The sequence below is a fragment of the Methylobacter tundripaludum SV96 genome (assembly GCF_000190755.2).
In the GTDB taxonomy this organism is placed as follows: domain Bacteria; phylum Pseudomonadota; class Gammaproteobacteria; order Methylococcales; family Methylomonadaceae; genus Methylobacter_A; species Methylobacter_A tundripaludum.
In genome coordinates, this window is the sequence record NZ_JH109153.1 from 1,175,777 (window position 1) to 1,191,718 (window position 15,942).

The following is a 15,942-nucleotide window of genomic DNA, read 5'->3' on the forward strand; positions in this document are numbered from 1 at the left end:
GGAGGAGCACTATATCTACTTGATAAACATCAATTGGGACGCTAACAGTTTGATTTAAGGAGCACAGACGAGCGGTATGAGGAGCAGTAAGCGATGTGCCGAGACTGCATGAATACAGGAGGTAGCGCACCCAAAGTAGGCGACGCAGGGAGCAGTTGCCGAGAACACCCAAAGCGAGCGCTTTACGACACTATATAACGGTAGGATCTATTGGCGAAAATGGAGCAGGGGAAATTAACGAGGACGCGCAGTTTTATTCCTGAACTTCGCGGGTTTTATGCCTTCAGTTGATACGAAAGCTTATATCCTATTTTTCGGGTCTTCCGGATAGAGCCTAGCCGGCCCAGGTTCTTATGCTACCGGTATCCAAATGCACAAAATCGGATCTTCCGTAATAGCCGACACCGCCACGCTGCATGGCGAGCGCTGCATTTCTAATCCTTCGGGTATCTAAACCCTCAATGCGTATATCAATCGCCCTGCCCTCCATGTGCAGACTGTTTTTGGCGACGCCATCGCTGTGCTTACGCAAATCGGCATTGGTAGCCGGTGACCGATAACCGGAGACGATATGAAAGGGCTTTCTGACTTCGAGAGTATGTTTTAAATCATACAACTGGTCCAACAATGCCGGATCAATCGGGTGGACTGTGCCGTCATGGTAGTCGCGAAACAAATGATTAATTTCGTGAAGCGCGTCTTTGATATAACGACCTTCCTCAAAATAAGTCAGGTTTAACTGGTCGCCGGTATGGGTATTATGGAAAGCCAGCATCTTATGTGAAGGCGAGTTCCGATCAAACAGGCTATGGGTATCTATCGTGGATGAAGGCTTGTAGGAGGACAGCTGGTGGTGCTGATGCAGCGTGTCATGAACACGTGCCTTATGGTTAGCCGAGCGTGGGGGAAGTACTGTGTGAGAGGCTATATGTTTGACTTTAGCGTTTGCGACTCCGATTCCTCCAGCCATCAGCAAGGAGCCATAAGCCATATTTTTCAGAAACTTTCGTCGTGATGAAATGATGTCACTTTCATTCATGGTCGGTTGCACTCGCGCTCATACATTATACGTGTTAATACAGATGCGCTATTTTCGTCATTTAATCTTAAACTAATCTTAAGTATCCTTAAATATTTCATACATAAATATCTTTCCGGTGCTGCGTGTGTAGCATTATGAAACTATTAATATTTTTTAAAACCGCCCCATCATCAGGAACAAAATGAACCTATCGGTACTGACTCTGTTTGCGGTATTTGTATTAATCGCCGTGCGTAAAATCGGCCATTTTAATATCAGGATCTGGCAATCCATGACCTGCGGCGCAGCGGTGGTATTGGCTACCGGCGAGATTAGCGGACTCGATGCACTAAAGTCCATAGATCTTAATGTCATGCTGTTTCTATTCGGCATGTTTGTCGTCGGCCAGGCGCTGGTCGCCAGCGGCTACCTGTACGCCCTCGCCTATCATTTATTTAACCGGATGACATCCGTGCCGCAACTGGTTTGCGGCATTTTGTTCGGTGCGGCCTTGAGTTCTGCGCTGCTGATGAACGATACGCTCGCCATTATAGGCACACCGCTGGTGTTGCGCCTGGCTCGGGAACACAACATCAACAGCAAGCTGCTGTTATTGACTCTGGCTTACGCCATTACTATCGGCAGCGTGATGAGCCCTCTCGGCAACCCCCAAAATTTCCTGATCGCCAGTCAAGGCGGATTACCCGCGCCTTTTCTGACTTTTTTTAAGGCACTCGCCGTTCCTACGCTGATTAATTTGGCTGTCACTTACCTGGTTTTACGTCTGGCTTATCGGCAGCAATTCATCACCGCCATGCCGCTTACCCATAACCCGGTCGAATTATTGGATAAAAAACTGGCCAAACTGGCCCAAGCCTCCTTATTTTTATTGATCGGATTAATAACACTTAACATCATTCTGTCCGCCATGCACAGCACGATGCAGCTTAAATTAAGCCATATCGCCCTTATCGCCGCGTTACCGCCGATCTTGTTCAGCTCTGCCCGCTTGCACTTATTAAAAAGCCTGGACTGGTCAACCTTGCTGTTTTTTGCAGCCATGTTTGTGTTGATGTCCAGCGTCTGGCAAACCGGCATCATGCAGCAACAGGTTAATGAATTGCACATAGACCTGACGACCATTCCGGCTATCATGCTGCTCAGCGCTTCGCTCAGTCAGTTGATTTCCAATGTGCCGCTGGTCGCGCTGTATCTGCCGATGCTGACTAATCCGAGTCCCGAATCGCTGATGGCCCTGGCGGCCGGCAGCACTATCGCCGGTAATCTGCTGATTTTGGGCGCCGCCAGTAATGTGATTATTATTCAGCATGCCGAAAAGCATGAAGCTACCCTCGGTTTTTTTGAGTTTGCCCGTGTCGGAATTCCCTTGGGCTTTACCAATCTATTGATATACTGGGTGTGGTTTCGCTGCTGGTACGACTGATCCCTAGTAAGGTAAATAATCGGCCAAAAGCCTTGTAACAAAATAAAAAAGTGTAGATTTCTCATTTACCACGAAGAACATAAAACTTCGTGATCTTCGTGTCCTTCGTGGTGAATGATTTTTTCTTACCTACAACGCTGCACCGCTAACGGACGACACTCATGCGCAAAAAAGCCATTAAACCCTCCGCTTATCTGACCGAAGTCAAAACGCTCTCGGATCGGATCGTCAAAGCTCAACAGCCAATCCGCATACTCGATGCGATCAAATGGGATGATAATATCAAACAGGCTTTTTTTGACGGCAACTGCAAAAAATCGCCGATAGTCACGCCGGATTATTATCAAAATCGCCCGCTAGGCTTTGATCCGAACGAAAAGAAACAAGAGTTTTTCCAGATTGAGCGCGATTTAATGCGTAAACTCGGCCAGCTCAACCCGCTCAGCGTAATCATGCGCCGGATTTGCAAGGAATACCTGGACGTAGTGCGCATGCTGGAGGCCAGAGGAAAACCGACCTTCTCCAATATTTCCCAGGAATTATACGGCTCATCCCAGGACGTTTTTCATGTCGGCGACCCGACCATTGCCGACCTGGGCAGCATGATGGAGGGGACCCTGTCACAACTGCTGAAACTGGACTTCTTGGTCGAAGAGCCCAAAACCATCAACGCCAAGGATGCTGTCGCAATCCTTAACGAAAAAATAGAGGCCGTATTTCCCGGCGATGGCCTGCGCGCCATGTTGAGCGACGGTATCATCGCCGATGCCGCAGCCGGTACCGATTACATTAAATTACGCGCCGATGCGTTGTTCAACATGCGTGATCTGCGCGTGCTAGAAGTTCACGAAATATGGGTACACTTGGGCACTACCCTGAACGGTCTGGCCCAGCCTTACTGCACTTTTCTCGGTAAAGGGCCGCCGTCCGCGACTATTACCCAGGAAGGACTGGCGGTATTGATGGAAATCTTAACCTTCAGTTCCACGCCTAACCGGCTGATGCGCCTGATCAACCGGGTGCGCGCCATCACGCTGGCCGAAGAAGGCGCGGACTTCATGGACATATTCGATTTCTTTAGAGATAAAGGCTTGGACAAGGAAGAAAGTTATACGCTCAGCAGCCGGGTATTCAGGGGCAGCAGCTCCGACGGCATGCCGTTTACCAAGGACCTGACCTACATCAAAGGCTTTGTGCTGACCTATAACTTTATGCGCTTGGCTGTCAGCAAGGGCAAACCGGATCGTATCCCGTTGCTGTTTTGCGGCAAAACCATGATCGAAGATATGAAAGTGTTGGTCGATCTGGTTGAAGAAGGCACGGTGATTGCGCCGCGCTTTCTGCCGCCGCAGTTTAAAGACCTGATGGGACTTTCATCCTGGATGAGTTTCAGCCGCTTCATGTCGTCAATGAACTTCCGGCAACTGGAACAGGACTATTCCAATGTTTTATGATGAAACGTCATTTATGCATATAATTAGCCGTGTAGAGGCGATTTAGCCTGGCGACTTTCCTGCTTCAGCCGCATAACAAAAGCTCGCCTTGTACTGATCACGACAAAATAATAATTAAAAGGTAATCCGATGAAAACACCAAGACTACTAGCCCTCTTTTTTATAGTTTCTTGCTTTAATGTCAGTGCAGTTAATGCCGCAGAGCATCATAGCGGACACGGCGCAAGCAGCGGTGGCGGCGGTGGTGAAAGCGGCTGTTTAAAACCGCAGCTGACCAAGTTTTTGCCCGCCAATTTAGCAACCGTAGTTCCCGGATCAACGTTCTCTTTTTTGGCTTTTAATGTCAGTAAGCCTGAACAGATTGAAGTCACCGTAAAAGCAATCCCCGTTGAAGTGACTACGGAAGATAAAGAGTCTTTCTACCTGGTAAAAGGTAACTTACCCGCCAATTTAGTTAACACGACAGCAAGAATCAATATCAAGGTTAATGCCAAAAATCCAAGATGTAATGGCGAAAACGGCTGGCTGGTAAAGATTTCCGAGTAATAGTCAGCTTGTGTGGGGCGCGCATGGCACGCCTTACTCACCTCGCCGTTACACTAACCTTAACTTTTGAGAGCACTTTATGTCTGAGAATCAGTCCATTAAAAATTGTGTAGCTTATTGCCTGGCGCAGAGTTTTGATATTAGCGCCTTGGCCAAACTGCTCTCGGACTCAACGCTGATAAGGATTATTAAAGGCGCATTACTGATTGAGGACAATCAATCCTGGTCGATTGTCTTTGCTTATGGCGCTGTTGTGCATTGGAATGTCAGCTCGGAACAGCAGGCCAAACTCCATCAGTTATTATTGGATCATGCGGAAAATCCGCTGACCTCCCCGGAGGAAGATCACTTCACTTTTACTCTCGATTGCCCAAGCACCCGCATTATTGAAGATCATATTGAAATCGAGTCTTCGGACCCTATCCTGATATTTGCGTTATCCCAAGGCATGGCGCAATCAATTAAGCTGGCCTCTTTTGAAACCAATGCCATAACCACCATCAACAATACCAACTACATTCCCAAGTCATTGGCTGAAAACGGAAGAATCAAATTAAGCCGTCATAAAATCGCGAAAATCCGCGGACAGCTGTTTTTAACCAAAAGCGACATTATTTTGAATTATGATTTGCTGGATACGCCTGATTTCTTTTGGGAATATCCTGAATATGAAGCCTTTTACGGGATCACCGCAAAATACCTGGAAATAGCTCAACGAACTGCCGTATTGTCAAAAAAGCTGGAAACCATCCATGAATTATTTGAAATGCTGGCAGATGAGCAAAAACATAGACACTCAACAATACTGGAATGGATCATTATCTGGCTGATTGCTTTTGAAATAGGCATGACGATATTCGACAAAGTACTCTAAATAATTAAACCCACCATGCTCAGCTACCGACACTCCTTTCATGCAGGCAATTTTGCCGATGTTTTAAAACATATCATCCTGATACAAAACCTTGAATACTTAACAAAAAAAGACAAGCCTTTCTGCTGTATCGATACCCACGCAGGCCCCGGAAAATACGAACTGGATGGTGAATACGCCTTAAAAACCCGTGAATTTGAAAACGGTATCGCCAAGTTGTGGCAACGCAAGGACTTACCTGAATGCGTTGCCCGCTATGTCAGCCTTATCAAACGCTTTAACAGCCCGGACAAATTAACCCGTTACCCCGGCTCGCCGTTAATTACCAAACAATTACTGCGCGACAAAGACCGCCTGTGTTTATTCGAATTGCATAATACCGAAATAAAGCTATTAACCGCCGAAGCCAATAAAGACAAGCGCATCAATGTCTTTCATGCTGACGGTTTAACAGACTGCTTAAAATTATTGCCACCGTTCGAGCGCAGGGGACTGGTATTGATTGATCCTTCTTATGAAATAAAAAGCGATTACCAGCAAGTTGTTGAAACGCTGGTCGCCATGCACAAACGCTTCGCTACAGGCACTTACGCCCTCTGGTATCCGGTCATCGAACGCAGCCGCAACCAGAAACTGGAGCGCGCCATAAAAGCCGGCGGCATCAACAATGTGCAGTTATTTGAGCTGGGCATACGCGCGGACAGCAACGAACACGGCATGACCGCCAGCGGCATGATCGTGATCAATCCACCCTGGACTCTAGCGGCTGAAATGAAACAGGTCTTGCCTTGGCTGGCCGAGGTTCTGGGTAATAACAATGAAGGCTTTTACCGGATAGAGACGCTGGTTTCCGACGACTGAATGGACTCAGGAGGTAGAGCAACGCAGGAGCAGTTGCCGAATAGCTCCACAGCAATCATTCAATGTATAATCACGCCTTTTGACACAAATCCTCTTCAATAACGCATCCAACATAGACAATGTCCACAAACGATAACCAACCTGCGTCAAACTTTATCCGTCAGATCATTGCCAATGATCTTAAAGACAACAAAAACAACGGTAAAGTTGTCACTCGCTTTCCTCCTGAACCTAACGGCTATCTGCATATCGGTCACGCCAAATCGATCTGCCTGAATTTCGGCATCGCCGCCGAAAACAACGGCCGCTGCAATCTGCGTTTTGACGATACCAACCCCGAGAAAGAAAGCGACGAATATGTGGAAGCGATCAAACGCGATGTACAGTGGCTGGGCTTTGAATGGTCGGAATTGCACCATGCGTCGGATTATTTCGAGCAGCTTTACGACTACGCCGTACAACTGATCGAACAAGGCCAGGCCTATGTTGACAGCTTGTCCGCCGAACAAATCAGGGAATATCGCGGCACCTTGACCGAACCCGGCAAGGAGAGCCCTGACCGTAGCCGTCCGATAGCGGAAAATCTCGATTTATTTAAACGCATGCGCGCCGGCGAATTTGCCGACGGCCAATATGTGCTGCGCGCTAAAATCGACATGGCCTCGCCCAACATTAACATGCGCGACCCGGCGTTGTACCGGATTCGCCGCGTGCATCACCAACGCACCGGCAACGACTGGTGCATCTACCCGATGTATGATTACACCCACTGCATTTCCGACGCGCTGGAAGGCATCACCCATTCGCTGTGTACGCTGGAGTTTGAAGATCACCGCCCGCTTTACGACTGGGTGCTGGATCAAGTTAAAACACCGTCCCATCCGCAACAAATCGAATTTGCCCGTTTGCAGCTGGAATACACCATCGTCAGCAAACGCAAACTGAACCAGTTGGTTACCGAAAAACACGTGGGCGGCTGGGACGACCCGCGTATGCCGACCATCGCCGGTTTGCGCCGCGCAGGCTTTACGCCTAAATCGATACGCGATTTTTGCGAGCGCATCGGCCTGACCAAACAAAACTCATGGATAGAAATGGGGGTGCTGGAATACTGTATCCGCGAAGATTTAAACGACAACGCGCCCAGAGCCATGGCGGTTTTACAGCCGTTGCGCGTGGTTATCGACAATTATCCGGAAGACCAAACGGAACAGCTGGAAGTCGGCAATCATCCGCAAAAACCTGAGCTGGGCAAACGCATCGTGCCGTTTTCCAAAGTCATATTGATCGAACGGGATGATTTTGCCGAAATCCCACCGCCGAAATTCAAGCGTTTGGTAGCAGGCGGCGAAGTCCGTTTGCGCGGTTCTTATGTTATCCAGTGCAATGAAATCATCAAGGATGCCGACGGCAACATCACCGAACTGCGTTGCAGCTACGACCCCGACACGCTGGGAAAAAATCCCGAAGGCCGTAAAGTCAAAGGCGTGATCCACTGGGTTTCCGAACAGCACTCGCAACCGGCGGAACTGCGCCTGTATAACCGCTTATTCAGCGTGCCCAACCCGGACAATGAAGAAAACTTCCTGGACGCGATAAACCCCGAGTCATTGGAAGTCCTGACCGATTGCAGAGTTGAAGCCAGTCTGGCTAATCCGCAACCGGAAAGCCGCTACCAATTCGAACGAACAGGCTATTTTTGCTTTGATGCGATAGACAGCGTTAACGGCAAACTGGTATTTAACCGCACCGTGACCTTGCGGGATAATTGGGAAAAAGATTGATAAAATATGACAGTATTATTTTTAAATAAGCAATGCTGACTAACTTGTTTTATCCACGTTACTTAGCGTAGGGTGTGCCGTGTACGCCCTACTCGGCTAACATTTTTTATTTTAAACTTAACCGCGAATTCACTATGAACCAAGACAGTATCAACCTGATAGAACAATACTATGCCGCATTCAACGGCGGTGACATGGATACTTTTCTTAATCTGCTGACCGACGATGTTATCCACGACATCAACCAAGGCAAACGGGAAATCGGCAAAGAAGCATTCACGCAGTTTATGGCTTGCATGAACAACAATTACAAGGAACAGCTGGTCGACATGGTCGTCATGGCGACAGCCGACGGCAAACGCGCAGCCGCCGAATTTGTGGTATTGGGTGAGTACATTAAAACCGACGAGGGCTTGCCTGCCGCACAGGGGCAAAAATACCGCTTGCCTGCCGGTGCTTTTTTTGAAATCCGTGACGACAAAGTGGCCCGCATCACCAACTATTACAACCTGCAAGACTGGATTGCCCAGGTTAGCAAATAGGACTGCAGAATAAGATGCGGACTCCTCCCTCAGGGATCGCAATGTACCAAAGTGGAAGGTCGTACCAAGCCATTATTGTGAAATAAGGGGAGTCTAAAATAAATATTATCTAATGTTGCGTATTGTCCGTGAAAACGTAGGGCGTACCGTGCGCGCCTTGTAAACCAAGGCGCGCACGGCACGCCCTACAACAGATATTCATAGGCAGGAAATAATATCTTTATCGCACACGACGTCAATGATGCGGAAACAGCGTGTTTAACGATTACCTCTCCAATTGCGGAGCATTTTTCAACACAATAACAAACCGGTCGGACCGGCGTTTTCAGCAATCCGTTCAGCCCAAGCCCTTTATAAACTACCCCAAAAACATCGCATCGCCGTAACTGAAGAATCGGTAAGATTGATCTATAGCATGGCTATAGGCGTTCATAATATGCTCGTAACCGGCAAACGCTGAGACCAGCATCAGCAAGGTAGACTCGGGCAAATGAAAGTTGGTCAGCATCGCATCGACCGACCTGAATTGATAGCCGGGAGTAATAAACAAATCGGTATCACCAAAACCGGCTTCAAGCAGGCCGCTTTTGGACGCCGATTCCAACGCCCTGACCGCCGTCGTGCCTATGGCGATAACCCGCCCTCCCCTTGCTTTGGCTTGCTGAACGGCCGCTACCGTCTCCGGCAGTACGACAAAATATTCCTTGTGCATTAAATGTTCGGATAAATTTTCCACCCTGACCGGCTGAAAAGTACCGCTGCCGACGTGCAAGGTCACAAAAGCGCTTTGCACACCTCTGGCTTTAAGCTTTTCCATCATGGCTTGATCGAAATGCAGACCTGCGGTGGGCGCGGCAACGGCTCCCGCCTCTCTGGCAAAAACCGTCTGATAGCGAGTCAAATCGGATTGATCATCTTCACGGGTAATATAAGGCGGTAATGGAATATGGCCGATTTGCTCCAATATAGAGAGCAAACTGTTATCGCCCTTAAATTCCAACTGAAACAGATCGTCCACCCTGCCCAACACTTCACAGCAATAGCCCTTATCCAACTCTATCAAGGTACCGGCTTTCGACGATTTGCTCGCTCTGACATGAGCAATGGCATGGTGTTCATCCAGAATGCGCTCGATAAGAATCTCGACCTTACCGCCGCTTTGTTTTGTGCCGAACAGCCTGGCCGGAATCACTTTGGTGTCATTAAAAATCAGCAGATCACGTTCATTGATCAAATCGATGAAATCGGTAAATTGCCGATCGACTATCCCTCCGATATTACGATCCATACATAACAAACGACTTGCATCGCGTTCTGCCAAGGGTTTTTGCGCAATTAACGCGTCGGGTAACTGGTAGTTAAAATCACTTTTTTTCATAGCGGGCGATATTATCAGGTTAAGCGTCCAAATACACCTTAAATAAAACTAGCATTATTGATAAACGTTGCCTATAATGCACGTTCTTTGCCGGGGTGGCGGAACTGGTAGACGCGCCGGATTCAAAATCCGGTTGGGGTGACTCAGTGCCGGTTCGATTCCGGCCCTCGGTACCAAACATTGGTTCAGAGCCGTGCAAAGAACTATAAAAACCCGCAAGTCGCAAGGCTTCGCGGGTTTTTTATTGCCCAACGAAATGCAGTAACACTCGACACCTTGCGCAGTAACATTTACAGTCATTTTCGACCGGTACAAAATTTACTACCTTTTTCTGCGTGGAAGTTACTTACTGCAATGACTAAAGAATTTCGCGGTAATTGAGAACAGGGCATCGCAAAAAATAACAAAGGCTTTGTAAGCCCTTTGTTATTGCCTGAAGCTTTTAGCCTTAAATTAAAAAACGCCTTTTTTAGCCCTCTCTCCCCTTTCAAGACTTCTTATTTGAGCATTAAAAATCGATCACGTTGAGGTTCTACAAGCCCGCCACGAACGCAACCGATCAATAACATAAGGGTCCGCTCGTACTGAGTTTGTCTAAGTAGTTTATTTTTACTTGAATGCCCCAGTTACGTAAAAAAGGGGCTACGCATGGTTTATCGTCACGGAGAAGCTATGTCAACTTTCGGTGACATAGGGTGATCGGGCGTGGATAGGTAATGCCTGCAAACAACTTTTTACATCACCCTACTGCGGATCTGCTCCCTCCACTTGACACCCCTGCTTAACGAGCAAGGTAAATTCGCAAGGTGCAGCATGGGTTAGCTGGCGATCCAGTCGGGCGGAACAACCCGCGTCTTCCATAATCGCGCGACTGGCGTCTTTACTGCACAACAACAGCACTGCGTACGATTTTTGGTACTGCACTTTCAGTAAATAGGGCTCAAATTCAGGGGCCAACAGGCGGGGATCATGCCGAGTTGCGTTTTGCAAAATGGAGGTATCACTGTCGATGGGCGCCTCGGCTAAATCGGCGAAATAGGTATCTACCGCCGAACTGAGATTTACCATTTTGGCGGACAAACGCCCCCGCTCTTTGGCGTCGGGAGCTGCGACAGTGGGAGCCGCACAAGCCCCCACAAGCAAAGCGGTGACAAGACTAATCAATATGCGGTGTTTCATGGTATCAGCTCCAGTAAATCATGTGGTTGTTTTCGTCAATACCCGTATCCAAACTCCAGCTTGCCAGAGTGTCCAGTGGAGACTTTCGGTTTTGCAGCGACAACGCCAGCCAACCCCACAACTCCAGTATATTGCTTAAAGCTTTTTGGAATAGCTCCTCAAAATCCATAGCGCTTCCACCTGGAACATTAAGACCATAGATATATTGAGGTTCGGGAACCACCGGATAAACCAAGCCCTGATTGGCGGCTACGTGGCGGGCAAAAGCGAATAATACGTTGCCGCTTTCACCTAACTTCATCATGCGGCGCATGGCCCTATGCCAGTCGTGTACCTTGGGCGCTTTAAGATTGGAATAAAGACCTGAATAAACGCCGGTCAACAGCTCTTGCCACAGCAGAGCTACATCTGGATCCATGCGATCATCGTCGTTCATGTCGGAGCTATCGTCCACGTTGGTTGATATTTGCCTGTTGAACTCAAGCGCCCCCATATTGAGTCGACCATGAGCATAAACATCCTGAGACATTTCGCAACGCCGGTGTTCGGTTTTATGTTGCTCGTAGACCCCTACCTTCAGGTTGACTATCGGATGTATGGTGCCGTCGGTAGCGACGTGAGCGGCAAAACCGAACAGCCAAGCCATGCATTTTTGGCGCACATTGTCATCCGTTATGTTGCGTATCTTGGCAGCCCCATTGCGCAATAATGCCACCGCCTGCCCTTTGTGCATGGCATCGGCCCAAGCGCTGGAATTACTGTCCAGTACGTCGAGATACGGGTAATCGGGGGCTACCGCCCCGACGATGCAAAACTTTTTCCAATTTCCCAAGGCTCGCTTGGCATCGCTATGCAACAAGCCTTCGCGACGATTGCGGACCTTTTCGATGGCCAATTGCGCCAAGGTAATATGGGTATATCCACCGGACATAGTATTTTCTCCTTATTATGTGATAACCAGTTGGGTCATTGCATGCCTCTCACTCGGCACTGCCTTTAAACCCAAGCCTATAAAAAGCCATTTTCCCAACATGATTCGCCGTATTTGGACATCCCGCGCTGCTTCAATAACACCGACTACTTACCCCAGGAAAGGTCGTATTGTTCAGGGAAAGGGCCGAATTTATAATCAATACTGCCAGCCGCCTTAATACCGGGCCTTAACAACACTTGGCGAACCATCTCCGGGATTAATACCATGCCGACATATTTACCGAGGCATTCATGACTGCCGAAGCCGAAATGGAAGTAGTGATACCAGTTGCGTTCGGCGATGAATTCATCCGGCGATTCAAATGCTTTGGGGTCGAACATCGCGGACTGGGTCAGTGTAAGTACAATGGTTCCCGGACTAATGGTGGTTGCATGCGCCGTACCCTTGGCGACGGTATATTCGCTGGCTGTTTTACGGAACATGTAGGGGGCGATAGGCACAAATCGCAGGGCTTCCCAAACTATGTTATCGAATGCCTTTGGATCATCCATTTTCGCGGCATCGACCGCCTTGGCAAGCAACTCAGGCCGCTCCAGCAAAAATTGAATGACCTGCGAAACGGCTTGGGAAGTGGTCTCGATAGCGCCGATCAACAAGCCGCCTGCATTTACGCCCAAGCGTTTGATGTCGAAATCCACGGCATGCGGGTAAGTGGAACGCAGCATTCTGGAGACGATGTCGTCGGTCAGTTTTTTATCCGTCTCGCTGGACTGACCCAGCAGTTTTTTCAATAAGCACAAAGGCGTTAGCAAAGTGCTTAATGCTTGCTTTACCTTGGCTACCGGCAAGCGGCGTAGAATTAAACCCGCTATGTATTTACCCAACTTATCCGAGACTTCTTTTTGATGGTCAGAGACGCTTTTGGCTAACGCCTCAGGAAGAAGATCGAAAGATTGGTTATGAAAGGTGTTGTACTGATTCCAGTAGGACCATTCGATCAAGTCTTTGCGGTCTGCACCGGTCAGCCCGAAATAATCCTGCACCAAGGTCGCCGGCGCCATCCGGCAGTAATCGTTTACCACTTCTATCCGCCCATTGGCTTTGTCGAGTATCTCTTTGCCGATATTGGCGACCATCGCCCTGACCTGCGGTAAATCGTCGCGATTCAGCAAACCCATCATGATGGACTTTTCGCGGGTATGCAGGGCATCGTCGTCATGGGCCATCAGGTAATCGGCCATCTTCGCCACATAAAGCTCAACGGTGAATACCTTGGGCATATTCAGTACATCGGTAATATCGTCGAATAATGCCAATAAGGTACATTCCGGCGTGACGAGTATGGGCCGCTTTTCACGCAGTTCCTTGAAAAACGGCAACGGTTCGCTGTACATCCAACCTCGAACCAGCGGATATTTATCCGCATCGGCCGCCGCATCGTACTGCTCCAAATAATTAGTCGTGTTACTCATGGTCATTTCCTCTTAAATACGTCATTCCGGTTGTCACCGCCCACAGGGGGAATCGGGAACTACTCGTAACGAAATATATTGTGCCCTATAAATAACGGGACGAAGCATAAGCTCCGCCGCGCTACTCAACAGTTGTCGGGAATTACAGGCTCTTCAGGTATTCGAGAAGCGCTTTCTTCTCTATATCGGTAAAACCGGTGCCGTAATCGTGACCACAGCGGCTGTTACCGGAGTTTCTATCGCTGCAATCCGTCGTTTTCAGAGTGAAATTGAACTTGGTCTGCTCTACAGCCAGTCCGACTTTATCCGGATCATACGCCGGGCCGACCTTGAACTCTGCAAGCCGTTTTTCAGATGGCGTCAATAACTCGGCCAAAGACTGCACCGATCCATTATGCAGGTATGGCGCCGCTGCCCAAATTCCTTGAAGTACGCGAGACTCGTAAGGAAACGAGGGGGTAGCGGGCTTTTGCAATGGGAAGGTTTCCTTAAGGTCATCCAAACTACTCAAATCGTCCATATCTTCGAGCTTATCGATTTCCGTTTTAAACGCCGATTTCAACCGATCAATTTTACTTAGCAATTTCTGGTCTTTCCTGCTGAGTTCGACCGGAAGATAATGCTGAATAATAGACCCGCCGACTACCGTTCCCAAAACCGAAAAGGCCGAGTCGACAGCTTTGAGCGGTGGTTTTTCCGGAAAAATCACTGCACCTTCAAGTACTCCGGTTTTGACCTGAGAGCCCAGCAGGTTTACTTCTCTGGAGTCCGTACCAACGTCCAGGATAGGCGTAGCCCAAGTTTCGTGAGTAAAAGAGCGCATTTTGCCTTTCTTGATGCCGTGACAATCGGCGCAACTTTCATTGTTTTCTGCCGGGTCTTTCTTGTAGAACACTTTCTCCCCTTCGGCGGCAAGCGCCTTGTCCAGCTTCCAGGGCCATTTTGGCGGACCGATCTTCTTGATTAAGCTTTCCAGCTTATTCAAGCCATGAAAGTTGGCCGAGTTGTTTTCGACATAGTTGATTTTAAGTAATCTCGAATCGTCCTTTTTGGGGTGGAGAACCGCGAATACGCCGAAAACTTCGCCGATATTTCTGGATAGTCCCAGTATGCGGTTGCCGTTTGGAGCAAAGCCGGGCCATTGCGTAATATCTTGAATCGACGCATTCCAGACAAACGGATAGCGGGCCGGTGCGTCGGCACGTTTGATGTTCTCTGGAATCATGTAACTTGGAGCAGGTCCAATATCAAGCCCCGACACCCGGTTAAAGATCATTGATACGGCGTCGAGTCGAGACGGGCCCCAAGGGGATTCCGTCGGCAAGGAACCTTTTACGATCGTGTCATAGGGAATGAACCAAGTCGCAACATCGGCGCGCAATCTTTCTTCGTCCTGTTTCTTCGAAAATGGGCCGAGTACGGCGCGGGCAAACTCCGTAAAGGCAGCGGGGTCAGTTAACACGGTATTGACCGCCTTGTCGAGATCCCCCATAAAGCCTTGCATGTCGGTGATGGCCGGGCCGCCATCGAGCCGGTAGGAGATGCCGGAAACATCGATCTGACGCGTGTGACAGGCGGAGCAAGTCATACCGATGAATTTGTCGCCATTCTCCTTGGCAGCGATAAAACCGACCGGCAGGCCTGGCTCCGGGCTTTTGGGATTAGGCAGATAACCGTACCGGCCGAGACTGTCCGCCATGAAAGGGGCTCCGTTCGCTTGTTTCAACGCGTTGATCCATTTCAACGGCATGATTCGCGAACCCTGATCCTGGGTATAGAATTTTTCCCGGGTGGAAGCAGTCCATTTTTTCCCCTGATCGGTCAGCACGGGCGACGTAGCGGCTGTCGATGACAGCGGTGCAAGCATAGCCATGGTGAGAACTGTGCCCACAAGGCATCTGATCCTCAATACAGATTCAATTTTTTTCATTTATCCCTTCCTCAAAATTTACAACATATTATTGATCGCCTGCCATCCGCCAGTTTTGCAACATACGTCTAAAAGGTAATCACCCCAAAAGAAACACTAATCAGTAAGCCAAACGATTTATTTTTATAGGCTTAACAAATAGCGTTTATCCGCCGCACTCAAAACTTGAATTAACGCACCCGCAAAAGGGGACGGCATTATTGCATCGTACGCAAAGCATCTTGAGTAAAACGCTATAAATACGCGCTACACGGACGACGCCACCAGTCGAAACCGATGCCGTTACGAACCGGGGTAATGTAGCTCAAACAAAAACCGATGTATGCAAGCCAAAGATTATTTAGTTGTAAGCTTTTTGCTTACGTATAAAACGCAGTCAGATCGTATCTGGAATATTAGATCGAGTGTTTGCATCAACTATAGAAAATGCGTCAATGTAAAAATCCGCCTCCGGTAAGACTTTTTATATTGCCCGAATTTTATGCCCAACACCGGATTTGACCTTCCCATCAATGAATCGCCG

At 48.6% G+C, this 15,942-nt stretch carries 13 protein-coding genes and 1 tRNA gene; 8 read left to right on the plus strand and 6 right to left on the minus strand.

Translation table 11 applies throughout. The features are described from left to right. Positions 1-334 precede the first annotated feature (334 nt). Positions 335-991: a peptidoglycan L,D-endopeptidase MepK gene (gene mepK, locus METTU_RS18000; protein ID WP_254258032.1), complete on the minus strand. Its 657-nt coding sequence runs from the start codon at positions 989-991 to the stop codon at positions 335-337. 232 nt (positions 992-1,223) lie between these two features. Here mepK and METTU_RS18005 point away from each other — a divergent pair, with 232 nt between their 5' ends. From METTU_RS18005 to METTU_RS18035, 7 genes are all read left to right on the plus strand, one after another. Then, positions 1,224-2,465: an ArsB/NhaD family transporter gene (locus METTU_RS18005; RefSeq protein WP_006893337.1), complete on the plus strand. Its 1,242-nt coding sequence runs from the start codon at positions 1,224-1,226 to the stop codon at positions 2,463-2,465. A 161-nt stretch (positions 2,466-2,626) separates the two neighbouring features. Beyond that, positions 2,627-3,919: a flavohemoglobin expression-modulating QEGLA motif protein gene (locus tag METTU_RS18010; protein WP_006893339.1), complete on the plus strand. Its 1,293-nt coding sequence runs from the start codon at positions 2,627-2,629 to the stop codon at positions 3,917-3,919. A 129-nt stretch (positions 3,920-4,048) separates the two neighbouring features. Further along, positions 4,049-4,465, plus strand: coding sequence for a hypothetical protein (locus METTU_RS18015; RefSeq protein WP_006893341.1), 417 nt, complete (start codon positions 4,049-4,051; stop codon positions 4,463-4,465). Between the two features lie 79 nt (positions 4,466-4,544). Next, on the plus strand, positions 4,545-5,339 hold the full coding sequence (locus METTU_RS18020; RefSeq protein WP_006893343.1) for an RMD1 family protein: 795 nt from the start codon (positions 4,545-4,547) through the stop codon (positions 5,337-5,339). A gap of 15 nt (positions 5,340-5,354) precedes the next feature. Continuing rightward, positions 5,355-6,200, plus strand: coding sequence for a 23S rRNA (adenine(2030)-N(6))-methyltransferase RlmJ (locus METTU_RS18025; protein ID WP_006893345.1), 846 nt, complete (start codon positions 5,355-5,357; stop codon positions 6,198-6,200). A 119-nt stretch (positions 6,201-6,319) separates the two neighbouring features. Continuing rightward, positions 6,320-7,984, plus strand: coding sequence for a glutamine--tRNA ligase/YqeY domain fusion protein (locus METTU_RS18030; protein WP_006893346.1), 1,665 nt, complete (start codon positions 6,320-6,322; stop codon positions 7,982-7,984). Positions 7,985-8,118: 134 nt separating this feature from the next. Beyond that, the gene (locus METTU_RS18035) at positions 8,119-8,526 is read left to right on the plus strand and encodes a ketosteroid isomerase-related protein (RefSeq protein ID WP_006893348.1); all 408 of its coding nucleotides are present in this window, start codon (positions 8,119-8,121) and stop codon (positions 8,524-8,526) included. Between the two features lie 358 nt (positions 8,527-8,884). On the opposite strand, the gene queA is transcribed toward METTU_RS18035, so the two are convergent. Further along, complete coding sequence (gene queA, locus METTU_RS18040) at positions 8,885-9,904, minus strand: tRNA preQ1(34) S-adenosylmethionine ribosyltransferase-isomerase QueA (RefSeq protein WP_006893350.1); 1,020 nt, start codon at positions 9,902-9,904, stop codon at positions 8,885-8,887. 89 nt (positions 9,905-9,993) lie between these two features. Between queA and METTU_RS18045 the strand changes: the two genes are divergently transcribed. Then, positions 9,994-10,080: transfer RNA gene (locus tag METTU_RS18045), tRNA-Leu, on the plus strand. Between the two features lie 568 nt (positions 10,081-10,648). Here the strand turns inward: METTU_RS18045 and METTU_RS18050 are convergent. The 4 genes from METTU_RS18050 to METTU_RS18065 form a co-directional block, all read right to left on the minus strand. Continuing rightward, a complete protein-coding gene (locus tag METTU_RS18050; protein WP_006893352.1) occupies positions 10,649-11,083 on the minus strand; it encodes a hypothetical protein in 435 nt (144 codons plus the stop codon). A gap of 4 nt (positions 11,084-11,087) precedes the next feature. After that, a complete protein-coding gene (locus tag METTU_RS18055) occupies positions 11,088-12,014 on the minus strand; it encodes a zinc dependent phospholipase C family protein (protein WP_006893355.1) in 927 nt (308 codons plus the stop codon). 146 nt (positions 12,015-12,160) lie between these two features. Next, positions 12,161-13,489 (minus strand): cytochrome P450, encoded by a 1,329-nt coding sequence (locus METTU_RS18060; protein WP_006893356.1) that lies wholly within the window; start codon positions 13,487-13,489, stop codon positions 12,161-12,163. A gap of 142 nt (positions 13,490-13,631) precedes the next feature. Next, positions 13,632-15,362, minus strand: a complete 1,731-nt coding sequence (locus METTU_RS18065) for a di-heme-cytochrome C peroxidase (RefSeq protein ID WP_217182923.1) — start codon at positions 15,360-15,362, stop codon at positions 13,632-13,634. Positions 15,363-15,942: the final 580 nt, after the last annotated feature.

What these genes read in the sequence shown, in the direction of transcription:
- mepK (WP_254258032.1), bottom strand. Translation starts at nt 991, where the DNA reads ATGGCTTATGGCTCCTTGCTGATGGCTGGAGGAATCGGAGTCGCAAAC.
- METTU_RS18005 (WP_006893337.1), top strand. Translation starts at nt 1,224, where the DNA reads ATGAACCTATCGGTACTGACTCTGTTTGCGGTATTTGTATTAATCGCC.
- METTU_RS18010 (WP_006893339.1), top strand. Translation starts at nt 2,627, where the DNA reads ATGCGCAAAAAAGCCATTAAACCCTCCGCTTATCTGACCGAAGTCAAA.
- METTU_RS18015 (WP_006893341.1), top strand. Translation starts at nt 4,049, where the DNA reads ATGAAAACACCAAGACTACTAGCCCTCTTTTTTATAGTTTCTTGCTTT.
- METTU_RS18020 (WP_006893343.1), top strand. Translation starts at nt 4,545, where the DNA reads ATGTCTGAGAATCAGTCCATTAAAAATTGTGTAGCTTATTGCCTGGCG.
- METTU_RS18025 (WP_006893345.1), top strand. Translation starts at nt 5,355, where the DNA reads ATGCTCAGCTACCGACACTCCTTTCATGCAGGCAATTTTGCCGATGTT.
- METTU_RS18030 (WP_006893346.1), top strand. Translation starts at nt 6,320, where the DNA reads ATGTCCACAAACGATAACCAACCTGCGTCAAACTTTATCCGTCAGATC.
- METTU_RS18035 (WP_006893348.1), top strand. Translation starts at nt 8,119, where the DNA reads ATGAACCAAGACAGTATCAACCTGATAGAACAATACTATGCCGCATTC.
- queA (WP_006893350.1), bottom strand. Translation starts at nt 9,904, where the DNA reads ATGAAAAAAAGTGATTTTAACTACCAGTTACCCGACGCGTTAATTGCG.
- METTU_RS18050 (WP_006893352.1), bottom strand. Translation starts at nt 11,083, where the DNA reads ATGAAACACCGCATATTGATTAGTCTTGTCACCGCTTTGCTTGTGGGG.
- METTU_RS18055 (WP_006893355.1), bottom strand. Translation starts at nt 12,014, where the DNA reads ATGTCCGGTGGATATACCCATATTACCTTGGCGCAATTGGCCATCGAA.
- METTU_RS18060 (WP_006893356.1), bottom strand. Translation starts at nt 13,489, where the DNA reads ATGAGTAACACGACTAATTATTTGGAGCAGTACGATGCGGCGGCCGAT.
- METTU_RS18065 (WP_217182923.1), bottom strand. Translation starts at nt 15,362, where the DNA reads ATGGCTATGCTTGCACCGCTGTCATCGACAGCCGCTACGTCGCCCGTG.